Source organism: Caballeronia sp. LZ032 (genome assembly GCF_031451315.1).
Taxonomy (GTDB): domain Bacteria; phylum Pseudomonadota; class Gammaproteobacteria; order Burkholderiales; family Burkholderiaceae; genus Caballeronia.
Genome location: NZ_JARUXP010000001.1, coordinates 2,177,022 through 2,192,593 on the forward strand (window position 1 = coordinate 2,177,022; position 15,572 = coordinate 2,192,593).

At 63.0% G+C, this 15,572-nt stretch carries 15 protein-coding genes; 5 read left to right on the forward strand and 10 right to left on the reverse strand.

The genetic code is table 11. The annotated features are described in order from the left end of the window. Positions 1-262: 262 nt before the first annotated feature. Both QCE69_RS10180 and QCE69_RS10185 read right to left on the reverse strand, forming a co-directional pair. A complete protein-coding gene (locus QCE69_RS10180) occupies positions 263-886 on the reverse strand; it encodes a glutathione S-transferase (protein ID WP_309931621.1) in 624 nt (207 codons plus the stop codon). 244 nt (positions 887-1,130) lie between these two features. Then, positions 1,131-2,048 carry a LysR family transcriptional regulator gene (locus QCE69_RS10185; protein WP_309930532.1) on the reverse strand — a complete coding sequence of 306 codons (918 nt, stop codon included), beginning with the start codon at positions 2,046-2,048 and terminating at the stop codon, positions 1,131-1,133. A 115-nt stretch (positions 2,049-2,163) separates the two neighbouring features. On the opposite strand from QCE69_RS10185, the gene QCE69_RS10190 reads away from it, so the two are divergent. Then, positions 2,164-2,916, forward strand: coding sequence for an SDR family oxidoreductase (locus QCE69_RS10190; RefSeq protein WP_309927968.1), 753 nt, complete (start codon positions 2,164-2,166; stop codon positions 2,914-2,916). A 61-nt stretch (positions 2,917-2,977) separates the two neighbouring features. After that, positions 2,978-3,688 carry a pirin family protein gene (locus QCE69_RS10195; RefSeq protein ID WP_309930534.1) on the forward strand — a complete coding sequence of 237 codons (711 nt, stop codon included), beginning with the start codon at positions 2,978-2,980 and terminating at the stop codon, positions 3,686-3,688. Positions 3,689-3,831: 143 nt separating this feature from the next. Here QCE69_RS10195 and QCE69_RS10200 read toward each other — a convergent pair whose 3' ends face one another. From QCE69_RS10200 to QCE69_RS10225, 6 genes are all read right to left on the reverse strand, one after another. Continuing rightward, the gene (locus QCE69_RS10200; protein WP_309930536.1) at positions 3,832-4,230 is read right to left on the reverse strand and encodes a hypothetical protein; all 399 of its coding nucleotides are present in this window, start codon (positions 4,228-4,230) and stop codon (positions 3,832-3,834) included. Between the two features lie 91 nt (positions 4,231-4,321). Further along, positions 4,322-5,173 carry a carbohydrate ABC transporter permease gene (locus QCE69_RS10205; protein WP_309917560.1) on the reverse strand — a complete coding sequence of 284 codons (852 nt, stop codon included), beginning with the start codon at positions 5,171-5,173 and terminating at the stop codon, positions 4,322-4,324. Between the two features lie 9 nt (positions 5,174-5,182). Continuing rightward, positions 5,183-6,148 carry a sugar ABC transporter permease gene (locus QCE69_RS10210; protein ID WP_309930537.1) on the reverse strand — a complete coding sequence of 322 codons (966 nt, stop codon included), beginning with the start codon at positions 6,146-6,148 and terminating at the stop codon, positions 5,183-5,185. A 78-nt stretch (positions 6,149-6,226) separates the two neighbouring features. After that, a complete protein-coding gene (locus QCE69_RS10215) occupies positions 6,227-7,465 on the reverse strand; it encodes an ABC transporter substrate-binding protein (RefSeq protein WP_409017852.1) in 1,239 nt (412 codons plus the stop codon). A gap of 73 nt (positions 7,466-7,538) precedes the next feature. Next, positions 7,539-9,479 (reverse strand): beta-galactosidase, encoded by a 1,941-nt coding sequence (locus QCE69_RS10220; protein ID WP_309930538.1) that lies wholly within the window; start codon positions 9,477-9,479, stop codon positions 7,539-7,541. 9 nt (positions 9,480-9,488) lie between these two features. Beyond that, complete coding sequence (locus tag QCE69_RS10225; protein ID WP_309930539.1) at positions 9,489-10,640, reverse strand: sn-glycerol-3-phosphate ABC transporter ATP-binding protein UgpC; 1,152 nt, start codon at positions 10,638-10,640, stop codon at positions 9,489-9,491. Positions 10,641-10,840: 200 nt separating this feature from the next. On the opposite strand from QCE69_RS10225, the gene QCE69_RS10230 reads away from it, so the two are divergent. The 3 genes from QCE69_RS10230 to QCE69_RS10240 all read left to right on the forward strand — a co-directional run bounded on the left by QCE69_RS10230 (position 10,841) and on the right by QCE69_RS10240 (position 13,792). Continuing rightward, on the forward strand, positions 10,841-11,902 hold the full coding sequence (locus QCE69_RS10230) for a LacI family DNA-binding transcriptional regulator (protein ID WP_309917572.1): 1,062 nt from the start codon (positions 10,841-10,843) through the stop codon (positions 11,900-11,902). A 256-nt stretch (positions 11,903-12,158) separates the two neighbouring features. Next, the gene (locus tag QCE69_RS10235; protein WP_309917575.1) at positions 12,159-12,851 is read left to right on the forward strand and encodes an alpha/beta family hydrolase; all 693 of its coding nucleotides are present in this window, start codon (positions 12,159-12,161) and stop codon (positions 12,849-12,851) included. A 302-nt stretch (positions 12,852-13,153) separates the two neighbouring features. Continuing rightward, positions 13,154-13,792: a hypothetical protein gene (locus QCE69_RS10240; protein ID WP_409021177.1), complete on the forward strand. Its 639-nt coding sequence runs from the start codon at positions 13,154-13,156 to the stop codon at positions 13,790-13,792. 57 nt (positions 13,793-13,849) lie between these two features. On the opposite strand, the gene QCE69_RS10245 is transcribed toward QCE69_RS10240, so the two are convergent. Both QCE69_RS10245 and QCE69_RS10250 read right to left on the reverse strand, forming a co-directional pair. Next, positions 13,850-14,182, reverse strand: a complete 333-nt coding sequence (locus tag QCE69_RS10245; protein WP_309930541.1) for a DUF4387 domain-containing protein — start codon at positions 14,180-14,182, stop codon at positions 13,850-13,852. Next, positions 14,179-15,534, reverse strand: a complete 1,356-nt coding sequence (locus tag QCE69_RS10250; protein WP_309930543.1) for an acyclic terpene utilization AtuA family protein — start codon at positions 15,532-15,534, stop codon at positions 14,179-14,181. Before QCE69_RS10250 ends, QCE69_RS10245 begins: the two co-directional genes overlap by 4 nt. Positions 15,535-15,572: the final 38 nt, after the last annotated feature.

The following is a 15,572-nucleotide window of genomic DNA, read 5'->3' on the forward strand; positions in this document are numbered from 1 at the left end:
GGCACGCGCACGCAGCGCGAACTGACCCTGGAGCGACTCAACGCGGCTGTGTTGGGTTGCGCCGAAGAGCGGGCAGCCGCGGTGGGGAGATAATGATCTGAAGAGATTGGCAAGGCTTAAACCCTGACATTTCTAATGAGCCAGACATCGGACATTTGTATTTAGCCGTGACATAATTTTTCGAAGTCCGACCCCAAGCGGCCAGTCGCGCTTCCCGAAAGCGGCAATAGAACTCCAGCTCATTCAGACCTGCCGCCGACAGTCATGGCAACCCATTCTTGCAATAACTCGCAAACCCACGACATCCAGCCAAGCGTTCAAAATATCTCGACACGGCCGGAAAATGTGGATGTTCGAAGGGAGTACCGAACCAACGGTTCACCGACAGTCCTATGGCAACGTCCGCGAGCGAAAAGTCTGTCCCGGCGACAAAGGCATCTGTCATTTCGATCTGACTATTCAGTATGTGCATGTGCTTGGTCCAGTTCCTGATCGACTCGGTTATGTGGTCCGGCTCCTGGTGAGAGGCGGATCGCCTGACCAAACCCAGGAACGCGTAACTCCATGAGCGATTCAGGTCCGTAGACTGCCAGTCCATCCATTGATCAATCCGCGCTCGTGCCAGCGCGTCAGATGGATAGAGATACTGGCCGCCATATCGTGATGCAAGGTAACGGATAATCGAGTTCGACTCCCAAAGAACGAAGTCTCCGTCCCGGATGACCGGGACGAGGCCATTGGGATTCAAGGCAAGGAATTCCGGCGTGTTGGTTGATCGAAACCCCGTTCCCCAGTCCTCTTGTTCAAAGGGAAGTTGCAACTCCGCACACACCCAGAGCACCTTGCGGACGTTGATTGACGATGCTTTTCCGAGAATTTTCAGCATGCGGGCGCCGTTGGAAATGTGGAACCGGTCAGTGCAGGCAAGCGGAATCTTCACCTTATTGTAGCGCCCGGCCCAGCGGTAATCGCCTGCCCCCGACTCGAAGCATGGCGCCAAGTCCGACCTCATCCTCTGCCCTTGCTACTCGGCACACAGCGAACGATGCAATTTTTTGACGCGTAGTCGCTTTATTCGTTGGCCGATGGTCTCCATGAACACTCGCCACCCGGTTCGTTCGTTCCGCCCCCTACACCACCTGATTCCAGACCGGCGCAGACAGATGCTGCGCGAAGTACTCGGCCAGCGCTGTGACCTTGGCCGGTCGCGCGCGCGCCGACGGCGTCACGAAAAACAGTCCGCCTCTCGTCAGGTGCCAGTCCGTCAGAATCGTTTCCAGGCGCCCGTCCGCCAGATATTCACCCGCGATGAACTCCGGCAGTTCTGCTATGGCGAGCCCTTCGAGCAGCATGGGCAGCAGCGCGTCGGAGTTCGTTACCCGCAGCGGACCAACGGGCGTAATCGGCTCTTCGTCGCCTGCATCGTTCACGAATCGCCACACATCGCTGCGCGCGCGGTAGGCATAAGACAGACATGGCCGGTCGACGAGCTCACGAGGATGCATCGGACGGCCGTGTTGCTGCAAATACCGGGGAGACGCGACGACCAGTTGCGCCATCGGACACAGGCGTCTGGCCACCAGCGACGAGTCTGGCAATGCGGCGATTCTCAACGCCGCATCAAAGCCTTGCGCCACGATATCGACCGTGGCATCGGACAGATGCAGGTCGATCGACACCTCCGGACAGGCCTCGAAGAAGCCCGGCAATAACGGCGCGACCCAGCGCAAGCCGAACGACATGGGCACGGCCAGACGCACGAGGCCACGCGGCTGAACCGACATCTCACGGGCCGCGTTTTCCGCTTCCTCGGCTTGCCGGTAGATGTCTCCGGCTTTCCCGGCGATCGTTCCGCCGAACTCGGTGAGCGCAAGTTGCCGCGAGGTCCGATTGAACAGCCGCGCGCCCAGCCGCTCTTCCAGCCGCGCGACACCCCGCGAGACAGTAGCGACCGACACGCCCATGGCCCGAGCCGCCGCTGCAAAAGAGCCCTCCTCGGCCACCTTGGCAAACATCGCCAGCCCTTCGAAATCCGGGAATCGGTTCATTTCATTTTTGCAATGATGGTTTGCAGGCGATTCTATTTCGAAAAGATCGGTGCGTCGATATTCTTCTCACATCGCTTCAACGAAGCACTCAACTGAACGCTCAAGGAGAAACACCATGGCAGGCAAGCTCGAAGGCAAGATCGCTCTCGTCACCGGCGGCACCAGCGGCATTGGCCTCGCGACGGCCAGGCGCTTCGCGGCAGAAGGCGCGCATGTGTATATCACCGGCCGTCGCCAGGCTGAACTCGATGCGGCCGTCGTGGAAGTCGGCAACGCCACGGGCGTACGCGTCGATTCGTCGAAGCTGGAACAGCTGGATGCGCTGTATGCGCAGATCCGTGACGAGCAAGGCCGGCTGGACGTGCTGTTCGCCAATGCAGGCGGCGGCGCGATGATCCCCCTCGGCGAAATCACCGAAGCGCACTACCACGACACGTTCGACCGCAACGTGAAAGGCACGCTCTTTACCGTGCAGAAGGCGTTGCCGCTTCTGTCGAAAGGCGCATCGGTCATTCTCGCCGGGTCGACGACGACCATCGAAGGCACGGCGGCGTTCAGCGTCTATTCGGCATCCAAGGCCGCGATCCGCAACTTCGCGCGCAGCTGGATTCTCGACCTGAAGGACCGCGGCATCCGCGTCAACACCATCAGTCCTGGCGCGACGAAAACGCCCGGTCTGGTCGAGCTTGCCGGGCCGGACGCTACCCAGCAACAAGGCTTGCTGGATTACCTCGCGTCGCGCATCCCGCTGGGCCGTGTGGGCGACCCGAACGAGATCGCTGCCGCGGCGCTGTTCCTGGCATCCGACGACGCGAGCTTCGTGAACGGCGCAGAGTTGTTCGTCGACGGCGGTCAGGCGCAAGTCTGAGGCGGCTTCCTGGTGTGGCAAGGCGAGGCTGCCTTGCTACACGCATCTGAAGAAGAAGGCCATGATCCAGCACCGCCCATTCGAAACGCTCGGGCGTATCGAGCGAGACTGGCTCGACGCACGACTGCATTTTCGCTTTGGCGAGATCGGTCGGCCGGAGCACTCGGCGCTCGGCGCGCTGCATATCTGGAACGACGATACGTTCGCGCCGCGGTCAGGCTTTGGCATGCACGCGCACGCGAACGTCGAGATCGTGAGCCTGGTGCGCTCCGGCGCGATCACGCACGAGGACAGCTTCGGCAACACGGGTCGCATCGAGGCAGGCAATGTCCAGGTGATGAGCGCCGGACGCGGTATTCGGCATGCCGAGCGCAACGAAGAAAACGAGCCTGCGCAACTGTTTCAGATCTGGTTGACGCCGCGCACTTGCGACGCTCAACCGCGATGGGCCAGGCGAAGTTTTGGTCTGGGCCAGCCTGAGGCAGGCTTCGTCATCGTTGCGAGCGGTGCATCCGCTGACATTGACGCTGGCGCCCTGCCGATCGATGCCGATGCCCGCCTGCTGGTCGCGGACATGCGCAATGGACAATGCCTTGCGCGCGCTTTGGCGAAAGATGCGCAGGCCTATCTCGTGCCCATGACCGGGCACATACGAGTGAACGATGTCTGTCTCGCGCCGCGCGATGGCGCGGCGGTACGCAACGAGGCGGCGCTGTCGATCACTGCATGCGACCACACAAGCATCGTGCTTCTTGAAACGCTCAACTGCTGATGCGTCTTCGGGACAGCGCTGGCACTTAACTTGGGAGAGAATCAAGTTGCCCACCAGGATTGAACCCGCGTCCTACGCGGGTTTTCTATTCGACGCTCGTGTGAAGTAACAACCGCTGCATGTTTGACCCGCGCCCGCACCCCTCAATACGCCCACCAGCCAGGCCCCCACAAGCCCCAGTTCCAGGCTGCGTTCTCGTTCATTTCGGCGTTCATGCGTTCCTGATCGAGGAAGCTCTGTTGTAGTTGGTCGCGCTTGAACGTATCCCATGCAGTTTCGTCGCCGATGTACAAGCACCCACACGCATAAGGGTCTGCGTACACGAAGATTGGCTTGCCGTCCTTGATCTTCTGGACCACGCGATTCGGCGGCAAGGTTTTCAGCTGTTGGCGCTGTTGGTCCGTCGTGACCGGGACGATGTGGAACCCGGCGGCTGACAAAAGATCGTCCTTTTGAGTGGCGCGCTGGGCCGGGGTGGCGCATGCCGTCATCAGCAGGCACGCACCGAGAACCGTCAAAAGCATAGGCCATCTGCGAATCATGATTCACCTCGAATGGGATAGACAAACAAGATCCACAGACTAACGAGAGATGCTTAGGTGAGAATGACAACCTGGAGGATGATGCTCCCGCTCACCCCTTCGTCGCCCCGAACGTCAATCCAGCGACGAAATGCTTCTGCATCGCGAAGAACATCGCCACCGACGGCAGCGCCGCCAGGATCGAACCCGCCGACACGAGATTCCACGCCGTCGTCCACTGGCCCTTCAAGGCTGCGACACCGACCGTGATCGGCGCGGCATCGTCGCCTTGGGTGAGACACAAAGCCCAGAAATAATCGTTCCAGACGAACGTGAAGACGAGGACCGTAAGCGCCGCGAGCGCCGGACGAATCAGCGGCAGCACGATACGTGTGAACACCGTCCATTCGCTCGCGCCTTCGATGCGGGCCGCCTCGATCAACTCGAACGGTAACTGGCTGATGAAATTGCGGAGAAACAGCGTGCAAAATCCGGTCTGAAACGATAGATGGAACAGGATCAGCGCGCCCACCGTATTGAACAATCCGAGGCTCAGCGAGAGATCGCGCACCGGAATCATCAGAATCTGGATGGGCACGAAATTGCCCGCGACGAACGTGGCGAACAGCGCCGTGTTGCCGGGAAAACGATAGATCGCGAGTGCGAAGCCCGCCATCGCAGCGAGCGCGATCGCGCCGAGCACCGCCGGCACGGTAATGAGCACACTGTTCATGAAGTAGTGCAGCATCGGCGACGCGGTGAGCGCCTCTCGATAGTTGGCCACGAGCGAGATGTGTTGCGGCCAGCCCCAGTAATTGCCGAGACTGAGTTCCTCGCTCGAACGCACCGACGTCACCAGCACGGCGATCATGGGCAATAGCCAGATCAGAAGCGCGATGGGAAGCGAGAGTTTATACAGACGCCGGCTGAGCGGCTTCCACTTCTGCACGGGCATCGGATACATGCTCGCTCCTCAGATTTCGTTGCGCAGCATGCGCCGCAAGTGAAAGACGATATACACGAGCATGATCGCGAACAGCACCACCGCAATCGACGCCGAATAACCGATCCGGTAATACTTGATGGCCTGGTCGTACATGTAGTACGCGAGCACCGTCGAGCTTTCGAAGGGACCGCCGCCCGTCATCACCGAGATCAGATCGAAGCTGCGCAGCGCGCCGATCACGGTCACGACGATCGCCATGAAGGTCACGGGGCGCAATTGCGGCAACACGACATGCCAGAGCATCGTCCAGCCCTTCGCGCCTTCCATGCGCGCCGCTTCCAGTTGCTCGCTGTTGAGCGCCGTCAGGCCCGTCAGATACAGGATCATGCAGTAAGCGGTTTGCGGCCACAGCGCCGCGAAGACGATGCCGAACGTCGCATAGCGCGCGTCGCCGAGCACCGGCACGCCGTGTCCGAGTATCACCGCCAGCAGACCGAAGGTCGGATCGTAGAACCACGAGAAGATCAGCCCCACGACCACGCCCGACAGCACGAACGGCGCAAAGAACAGCGACTTGACGATGCGTATGCCCGCCACCGCCTGATTCAGATAGAGCGCGACGGCCAGACCCATCGGCGGCGCAAGGAGAAACAGCGCGAGCCAGATGATGTTGTTCTTCAGCGCGGTATAGAAGGTCGGCGCCTGAAACAGTTCGATGAAATTGTCCAGGCCGACGAAGGTCGGTTCCGTCATGCCGTCCCAGTTGTAGAAGCTGAGCCGGATCGACGAAAGAATCGGCCATATGACGTAGACGGCGACCATGACGCACGCGGGCGCGAGAAACAGCACCGCTGCCTTGCGTTGCCTGCGCGCCGTCGGCGACGGTCCGCGCCGCTTCGTTCGAGAATGCGGCGAACGTGGCGAACGTGGCGGGGACGCATCCGGCTCGCGCGGCTGCGCGTTGACGTCCTGACGGGTGGCGAAATGCGGCACGACGGCTCTCCTTCTCCTTTCTTCGCGGCGGCAGCGGCGCGCGGCATCGAGCCGTCGCGCGCCGGCTTGCCTTCGACCTTACTTCTTGTAGATGCGCTTGCGCGTCTGTTCGAGCTGGGCCAGGATACTGTCGAGCTTCGAAGGATCGGACACGAACTGCTGCATGCCCTTCATGCCTTCGTCGGCCATTTCCTTGGTCATGTCGCGATCATAGAACTGCGCAATGCCGCCCTTCGTGTTCGACAGGATCTGGAAGCCGATCTTCGAAATGGGATCGTCCGGCTCGGGCGACTTGCTGTTCGCCGAAAGCGACCCCAGCCCTTGCGCGAGTTTCGCGCCCATTTCCGGCGTTTCCACGAAGGCGAGAAACGCGTGGGCATCGGCCTTGTTCCTGGCCTTCGCAGGAATGTGCAGCGACTCCACCGGACCGTCTTCGGCGGTCGGCACTTTCGGGTCGATGATCGGGAACTGGAAGTAGCCCATCTCCGGCTTCACGTTCGCGGGGAAGCCGCCCGTGATGAACGTGCCCATCAGCATCATCGCGGCCTTGCCCTGGAACAGGAAGGGCTGTGCGGCATCGAGATCGTAGGACAGCGAGTTGTCGATGAAATCCTTATCGTCGAGCAACTGCTTCCACGCGAGATAAACCTTCTTCACGCGCGGATCCGTGTAGGGCACGTTGCCCGCCATCAGCTGCTGATGAAATGCATTGCCGTTCAGACGCAGATCGAGATAATCGAACCAGCCGGCGAGCGTCCACGCATCGCGCCCGCCGACGGCGAACGGCGTCACGCCCGCTGCTTTCAGCTTCTTGCACGCGTCCATCAACTGGTCCCAGGTCTTCGGCTCTTCCGTGATGCCGGCCTTCTGAAACAAATCCTTGCGATAGAACAAACCCCACGAGTAATACACCGTGGGCGCGGCATACTGCTTGCCGTTGTAGCTCGACGATTCCTTGGTCGATGCATACATGCCGTCCCAGCCGTTCTTCTTCCAGTCGCCGCTCAGGTCTTCGAACAGGCCGCGCCGCGCGTAGTACGCCATGCGCTCGCCGTTGTGCCAGTTGACGATATCGGGCGCGACCGTCGACAGCCAGCCGGGCAGTTGCACCTTGTACGCTTCCTCGTCGATGAACGACACTTTTACGTCGACGTCGGGATGCGCCTTCTTGAAGGCATCGACGACTTCCTGCCATACCGCGCGCTGGCTCGCGCCCTTGAACGCGATGTTGATGGTCATCGTCGCGGCCTGCGCCGCGCTCGTGGTGAACGATGTCACGCCCATCGCCAGCGCGAACGCCGTTGCGGCGATGCGCATGCGTGTCTTGAGGCTGCCTGCTGTCATGTCTTGTCTCCTGATGATGCTGTGCTTTTTGTACGGCCTTCGCTTGTCAAGCTCGATAAATCGCCACGCCCTGCGGCTCCACTTCACGCGAACCGATGATGAAACGGTCGCCGCCAATATCGTCGATGGTGTAGGGATCGTTCGAATAATTGAAGACGTAAGTCAGCCCGCCACGGTGGCTCACGCGGATGCCGTCCGCAAGCGGCCTCGGCGCCAGACCCGCTTCTTTTGCAATGCGGGCGAAGAGCGTTTGCGTGAGCGCTTCGTCGAACAGGCTCGTGAAGTAATGCACCTTGTCCGCCTGGACATAAGCGGGATGTTCGTCCGCGAAGCGCACGTGTACCGTCGCTTGCGCCGGTTCGATCAAGTCGCGCCAATGACGCGCATGACCGCCCTCCACGGCTTCCGTCACGTTCGGCCGCATCGATTCGACGCGCCATACGCGCACGGGAAGAATCGAGGACAGCGAACCCGGCGGCAGGTTGGACGGAATCTGCACGCTCTCGGTCTTCGATCCGCAGCGCGGCCCGAACACGACATGCGCGCCCGATGCCATCAGCCGCGCGGCGAAGTCATCGGGGACGATGGGCAGCGGCGGCACGACGATCATCGCGTAGCCGTCGAGCGGTGCGTGCGCGGACACGATATCCACGTCGAAGCCGAGCGAGCGCAGCGCCGAGTAATACTCGAACGCAAAGCGCGGATAGAAAAAGTCCGCGCCTTGCGGGTGAATCGCGAACAGCCACTTTGCTGTGTAATCCCAGATGAGTGCGATCTTGCCGTGCACAGGCGCGTTGGCATCGGCGTGCGCTTCGACGCGGGCGATTTCTTCCGCGACGCGATGCGCCTCGCTGCCGCCCACATCGAGCCGGTTATCGGGCGTGTTCAGCCCGGCGTGCATCTGCTCCTGCGCAAACGGCACCTGCCGCCATCTGAAGTACGACACGCAGCCCGCGCCGTGCGCGAACGCTTCCCACGACCACAGGCGCACCATGCCCGGCAGCGGCGACGGATTCCAGTGCGCCCAGTTGACCGGGCCGGGTTGCTGCTCCATCACCCAGAACGGCAGCTCCGACATGCCGCGATACACATCGTGATTGAACGATGCAAAATCTGGATGACCCGTGCGCAGATATTTCGCCTTCACTTCCGGCGCGTACCACTGCTCTTCCAGCGCGCCGAGCGGATAGCTGTCCCACGTGGCGATATCGAGATCGGCCGCGACGTCGTAGTGATCGAACTCCGTGAAAAGCTGCATGAAGTTGTGCGCGACAGGCCGCCCCGGCGAATGCGCGCGGATGATCTCCACCTGCATGCGGTTGTAGCGCGCGACTTCATCGGAGGCGAAGCGCTGATAGTCGAGGCGATGCGACGGATGCGCTTCCGTCACGGTGGCGATGGGCGCATCGATCTCGTCGAAGCTGCGATATTCCATGCTCCAGAACACGGAGCCCCAGGCGCGATTGAGCGCATCGACGCTGCCGTAGCGCGCCTTGAGCCACTGACGAAAACGCTGCACGGCCGCCGGCGAATAGCTGACCACGGTGTTGTGGCATCCGTACTCGTTGTCCGTCTGCCAGAACGCGACCGACGAATGCTGGCCATAGCGCTTCGCCACCGCCGTGCAGATCGCGCGCGACGCCTCGAAGTACGACGGCGACGAGAAATCGTAATGACGCCGCGAGCCGAACGCGCGCGGACGCCCATCGGCGCCGACGGGCAGCACGTCCGGATGCCGGTCGATCAGCCATTTGGGCGGCGTTGCCGTCGGCGTGCACATCACGACCTTCAATCCCGCCGCGCCGAGCACGTCGATCGCGCGGTCCAGCCAGCCCCAGTCGTATTCGCCCGGCGACGGCTCCATGCGGCTCCACGCGAACTCCGCGATCCGCACCTGTTCGATGCCGAGCGCCTTCATGCGGCGCGCGTCATCCTCCCACATTGTTTCCGGCCAGTGTTCGGGGTAATAGCAGACTCCGAGACGCATCAGTTTTCCTTATAGGGTGTGGGCGACGGCGGCGAGCGGTTTCACGGAGAAATCATCCTGGGTAAAAAGATGGCAGACGTCCGGGTGCGCCACGAAGCTCACGCGCTGTCCGCGGTCAACGTGCACATTGCCCGGCACCTTGGCAATCAGCACGCCACCGTCAGGCTGTTCGAGATGCACGTAGCTGTGTTCGCCGAGATGTTCGGTCAGCGAGACCGCGCGCGTGAGCGTGCTGCCCGCGTCCCGCGCATCGCCTGCCGACAGTTCCAGATGCTCGGGACGCACGCCGACCGTCACCGGCTCGTTCTCTTGCAAGCCGGTTCCAACGACGGCGACACGCACCGCTTCGCCCGTCTGCACGAGCGTCGCCGTGACGCCTTGCGCGTCGATCGCGCTGACGGTCGCAGCCAGGAAGTTCATGCGCGGCGAGCCGATGAAGCCCGCGACGAAGCGGCTCGCGGGCCGGTGATACAGCTCGAGCGGCGCGCCCACCTGCGCGATGCTGCCGTGGCGCGCGGTGTCGGCGCCGGCGTGCAGCAGCACGATCTTGTCGGCGAGCGTCATCGCTTCGGTCTGATCGTGCGTCACGTAGACCACGCTCGCCCTGGCGAACTGCTTGTGCAGACGTGCGATCTCGATGCGCGTCTGACCGCGCAAGGTGGCGTCAAGATTGGACAGCGGCTCATCGAACAGAAACACGCCGGGTTCGCGCACGATGGCGCGGCCGATCGCGACGCGTTGCCGTTGTCCGCCCGACAGCTCGCGCGGCTTGCGTTCGAGCAGCGCGTCCAGCTGGAGCACGCGTGCGGCCTCGCGCACGCGCGTGTCGATTTCGGATTTGGATTTTTTGGCCAGCTTCAGGCCGAACGACATGTTCTCGTAGACGCTCATGTGCGGGAACAGCGCGTAGCTCTGAAACACCATCGCCACGCCGCGCTCGGCTGCGGGCACGTCGTTGACCACGCGTCCGCCGATCATCAGGTCGCCATCGCTCAGGTCCTCGAGACCCGCGATCATGCGCAGCAGTGTGGACTTGCCGCAGCCCGAGGGGCCAAGGAACACGCAGAACTCGCTCTCACCGATGTCGAGATCGACATCGCGGATCACGGATGCATTATTCCCGTACGCTTTCTGCACGCCTCGCAACGAAACACTCGCCATTGCATGAACTCCGTGATTTAATCGGTCCGGCACGGAGATTAAGCGCTTAACCTTGCGTACGAAAAAAATTGCTGCGAGTGCAGCATACGTAAGGCTTGTCTCCGTCAAATCGTTCTGGTGTTTCGCGCATAGTGCATGGCCTTCCTGAACGATGCAAATGCTGAACATGTCTCCCAGATACTGACCTCGCCCTCTGAATCATGTCCACGCTCAGCCAGGTTGCGAAGCACGCAGGCGTCACGGCCGCGACGGTGTCGAACGTGCTGCGCAATCGCGGGCGCGTCGGCGAGGAAACGCGCCGGCGCGTCCTGGAAGCGGTCGCCGCACTGAATTATCGCCCTCACCTCGCGGCGCGCGCGCTCGCGGAGGGACGCGCGCCGACCCTGGCGCTGATGGTATCCAGCATCGCCAATCCGTTTTATCCGGAGTTCGCGTTGGCTGTCGAACGGGCCGCGCGCGAGAGCGGGCATTTCGTGATCATCTGCAATACCAATGAAGATCCGCTGACGGGCCGCGCGTACCTCGAACAGATCGCGGGAACGCTGTCGGAGGGCGTGCTCGTGATGAACGCCAATCTCGATTTCGACGACCTGCATCGCACGCAGGCCGGCGGCACGCCTGTCGTGCTGTGCATGTGGGAGCGGCCCGCCGATCCGCCCGCGCTGCCGTGCGTCGCCGTCGACTTCGAGCTGGCGGGAAGGCTTGCCGGCGAACATCTGATCGGACTGGGACATGAGCGAATCGGCGCAATCGTCGGCAGCAAGCCGATGGGCATTCATGCATCGCGCTACGACGGTTTCGCCGATGCCATGCGCCGCGCCGGTCTCGACATCGCCGCGGGGAACGTGCTGCACGCGCCCGACACCGTGCAGGGCGGATACGCTGCGGCGCTCGCGCTGCTCGATCGCGACCCCGGCATATCGGCGATTTTCGCGACCAACGATCTTCCGGCGCTCGGCGCCATCGACGCCGCCGCCGATATCGGCCGCGCCGTGCCGCAGGATCTTTCCGTGGTGGGCATCACCGATATCCAGCTGGCGCAACAATGGCGGCCTCCGCTGACGACCGTCGCCGTGCCGACCGTCGAAGCGGCGAGCCTGGCCGTCTCGCTGCTGCGCGAATTGATTGCGCAGCCCGCGAGTCGCGCGAACCGGATGCGCGTCGCATCGGAACCGCGTCTGATCGTGCGTGGCTCGACGGCGCCTGTCGATCGTGCGCGGGCCGCCGATGCGGCGTGCCCGGGCCGGCCGTCTCTCCTATGACCTGCGCGAGTCGTAACAGCTCGCTGACAATATCGCAGATGTCCCAAAGCGCGGTTTTCGTTGCGGCCCGCAGGTCGGGCTCGCGGTCGTCAACAGACACTTCGCGACTGCGGCCCCGCTCACGATGGGCGCGCTCTATGGATAGACTGGCAAACTCGACCTGCCCAATGCCTTGCCGGAGGCCTCCACAGACTTGTCCCGATGCCTCATTGATGCAGAATCAGCGCAAACGCCACAACGACACGAACTGAATACGATGGACGATCCAGAATCGCTTTCCTTGGCACTATCCGATGGCACTAAGGTCTCCGCGCTGCTCCGAATGCCGGAGGACGCGCGAGCGGTATATGTCTTCGCGCACGGTGCCGGGGCGGGCATGCAGCATGTCGGCATGTCGACATTGGCCGACGCGCTTGCTGCGGCCAATGTCGCCACATTGCGCTACCAGTTTCCGTACATGGAGCGCGGCTCCAGGCGGGTCGACTCGCCTACCGTGGCACATGCTGCCGTGCGGGCAGCCGTCGCAGAGGCCCGCCGGAGGCTGCCAGCCCTGCCGCTCTTCGCGGGCGGCAAGTCGTTCGGCGGCCGCATGACGTCCCAGGCCCAGGCCATCGCCCCGCTGGATGGGGTACGCGGCCTTGCTTTTGTTGCGTTCCCGCTGCACCCCGCAGGCGCGCCCGGCGTGGAGCGGGCACAGCACCTGGCAGACGTCACGGTTCCGATGCTCTTCCTGCAGGGCACGCGCGACAAGCTGGCCGAGCTCCACTTGCTGAGGTCGGTCGTCGACACGCTGAGCCCACGCGCCACGCTGCATGTGGTGGACGACGCGGATCATTCGTTCCACGTGCGCGCGTCCTCCGGCCGGACCGACGCGGAGATCGTGCTCGAACTGGCACGGACGATGTCGGCGTGGTTCTTGGCCGAAGGCGAGTTCGCGCGCCTTACCTGAGCAAGCGCAGGAGTGCCTGTAGCAGAGTCGGGACGGCGAGCCGGCGAACTCGCCGTACTGCACTCGTTCGCTCAATCCCTTCGCTAACGGTGAATGGTCTGTCGCATAGCCACGAGAAGCGACAGCCGTCGCGGCGGCGACGATTTCCCAGTGCAGAATAAACAAGTTTGTCAGATCCGCGTGCGGTGACCCGCTCCCAGTATCGCGGAGAGCATCTGCCTTGGTTGGGTCGGCGTCGATCCGTGGGTGACCGCTTCGGGATGCGGCCGGAACCCGACCGAGGGGGCTCCGAACAGGGCGCATTGGCCGATCGCTGCCCGACGCGGTCGTCCGAGATCGATCCGAGCGGTCGATTTGCTGCCGGACGTCCGGCGTGGGAAGTCGCGGGCGCGCAACTGGTGGATGACGTCGCGCCCTTCGAGATCGCCAAGCTGCGCATGCTGAACGCGACCCACTCGACGCTTACGTATCTGTCGATGCTCGCGGGCTTCGAAACTGTCAGCGACGCCGTCAGCCACGCGCCGCTGCGCACGCTGATCCACGCGATGATGACGCATGAGATTGCGCCGACGCTCGACGTGCCGGCCTCGTTCGACTTGCTCGCCTATCGCGATGCGCTGCTCGACCGTTATGCGAATCCGGCGCTGAAGCATCGCTGCGCGCAGATTGCGATGGATGGCAGCCAGAAGCTGCCGCCCCGTATCCTGTCGACGATCCAGGCGTGTATCGCGCAGGGCCAGCCGTTCGAACGGCTGGCTCTGGCGGTCGCGGTGTGGTTCACGTTCCTGCGCGGAGAGGCCGACGACGGTACGCGCTATCCGATCAGCGATCCGCTCGGCGAGCGACTTGCGCAGCTGAGCCTGTCGGCTGCGAATGCGGAACAACTCGTCGATGCGATGCTCGCCGTACGAGAGGTTTTTTCCCGAAGCGCTCGCCAATGAGAATGCGTTGAGAGCTTCGCTCATTCGTGGCGTTCGATCGCTCGGCAGCCGAGCGATTCAGTCCTCCAGGCCGACCGGAATCGCAAACTCCAGCAGCGGCGCGTGCTGCTGACAGCCGTACATGTCGGACTCGCCGAGCCGCCCTTGCGGCAACTGCCGGCGCATGGTCACCTTGATCGCCTGTCCGCGCGGCACCGCAAAGATCGACGTGATCATGCCCTCCTCCACGCCGAACAGTTCGGCCATGGCGGTCTTGGTGAAACGCCCCGATTCCCACACCGTATCGAAGTGAGCAGCGTCCTCGAACAACACGTCGAACGTGAGCAGAAACGGACCGGCGTTCTTGCTGCGGATCACCGTCGCGAGCGACGAAAGCGGAACCGTTGTCATGATGCGAGCGCCTCAAAATGAACGGGAAAGAGCGCCGTCGCCGACGCAGTCTTCAGCAGGTGATACGCGGAAAATTCGTACACGGGCCCGGCATCGATTTCGGATGGCGAATACGGAAACGCGAGATTGCCCGCCGTGTTGTACATGCCCGGAAAGCTCACGTGCAACAGCGTCCCGCTGATGAAATGGGCCGCCGCATGCGCGAGCGACTGCTCGTGCGCGACCGCTTCGATCACGAGACCGAGTTCGTGGCTCGTCGTTTTTCGCACGGGTTCGAGTCCGCGCATCACGCCGTCGCGGCCGTAGACGTGGAACTGAACATCGAGGTCGGGCGCGTCGAAATACGCGAGCGCGGCGGCTTTCGCATCCGCGAGCAGCGTGTCGATGCGCGCGACCATCGTCGGGCAGCGCACGCCCGCCACGGTGATGCTCCGGTAACCGCGCCGCCGCGCGCCTTCGAGCTTGACCCAGTAATCGTCCGCCTCAATGAACCGCGACCCCGTCACGCGCACTTCGCGTTCGCTGATCTGCACGAAATCGCATGTTGACAGATCGAGTTCATGTCCCGGCCCCGCCTGCAAAAACGGGTTCTCGCGTTCATACAGCGTGTGCGCCGCCACGGACGTGAGCGACGCGCGCCGGTTCAGCCCGCCCGGTTCCAGCGTGAAACCCGTTGCGTCGATGGTGCCCATCATCACGTCCGTGCCGTGCGGCTCGGCGGAAAACGCGCCGCATTCGAGAATCTTGCCCATGTGGATGGCCAGCCCCGGATCGGCGCCCTTCCAGATCGGGAACGCGGCGATCACCGAGTCATCGCACGCGCGGCCCGCGATGATCACGTCCGCGCCGGCCGCAAGCGCCTCGACGATCGGCTCGTGTCCCATCTGCGCGACGATCGCGTGGCTCGCTCGCGCCCCCTCGGCGCTCAGTTCCCAGCCCGCCTCGAAGTCGCGCACCTCGCCCAGGCCCACGGCATCGGCAACGACGCCCGCGGGAATATCGGCGTATATCCACGCGAGACGCAGACTCAGCGCCTGCTCCGCGACGATGCCGCGCACGATGCGCACCACTTCGTCCACGTGCGCGCGTGTGCCCGCACCGCCCGCGCTGCCGACGATCACCGGAATCCCCGCCCGCCTGGCCGCCACGATCATCGTCGTGAGTTCGCGGCGAATGCTGATTTCCGACACCAGCGCTTCGCCCGAGCCGAGGTAATGCGGGCCGGGATCGGTCGATCCGGCGTCGACGGCGATCACGTCGGGCCGCATCGACATCGCGCGTTCAAATGCTTCGTCGGCGAATCCATAGCCCAGCGTGCAGGTGGGCGTGAGTACGCGTATTGGCTTGTCCATCCGGGACCTCATGATGACGCACGATGCGTCGTGAAAGA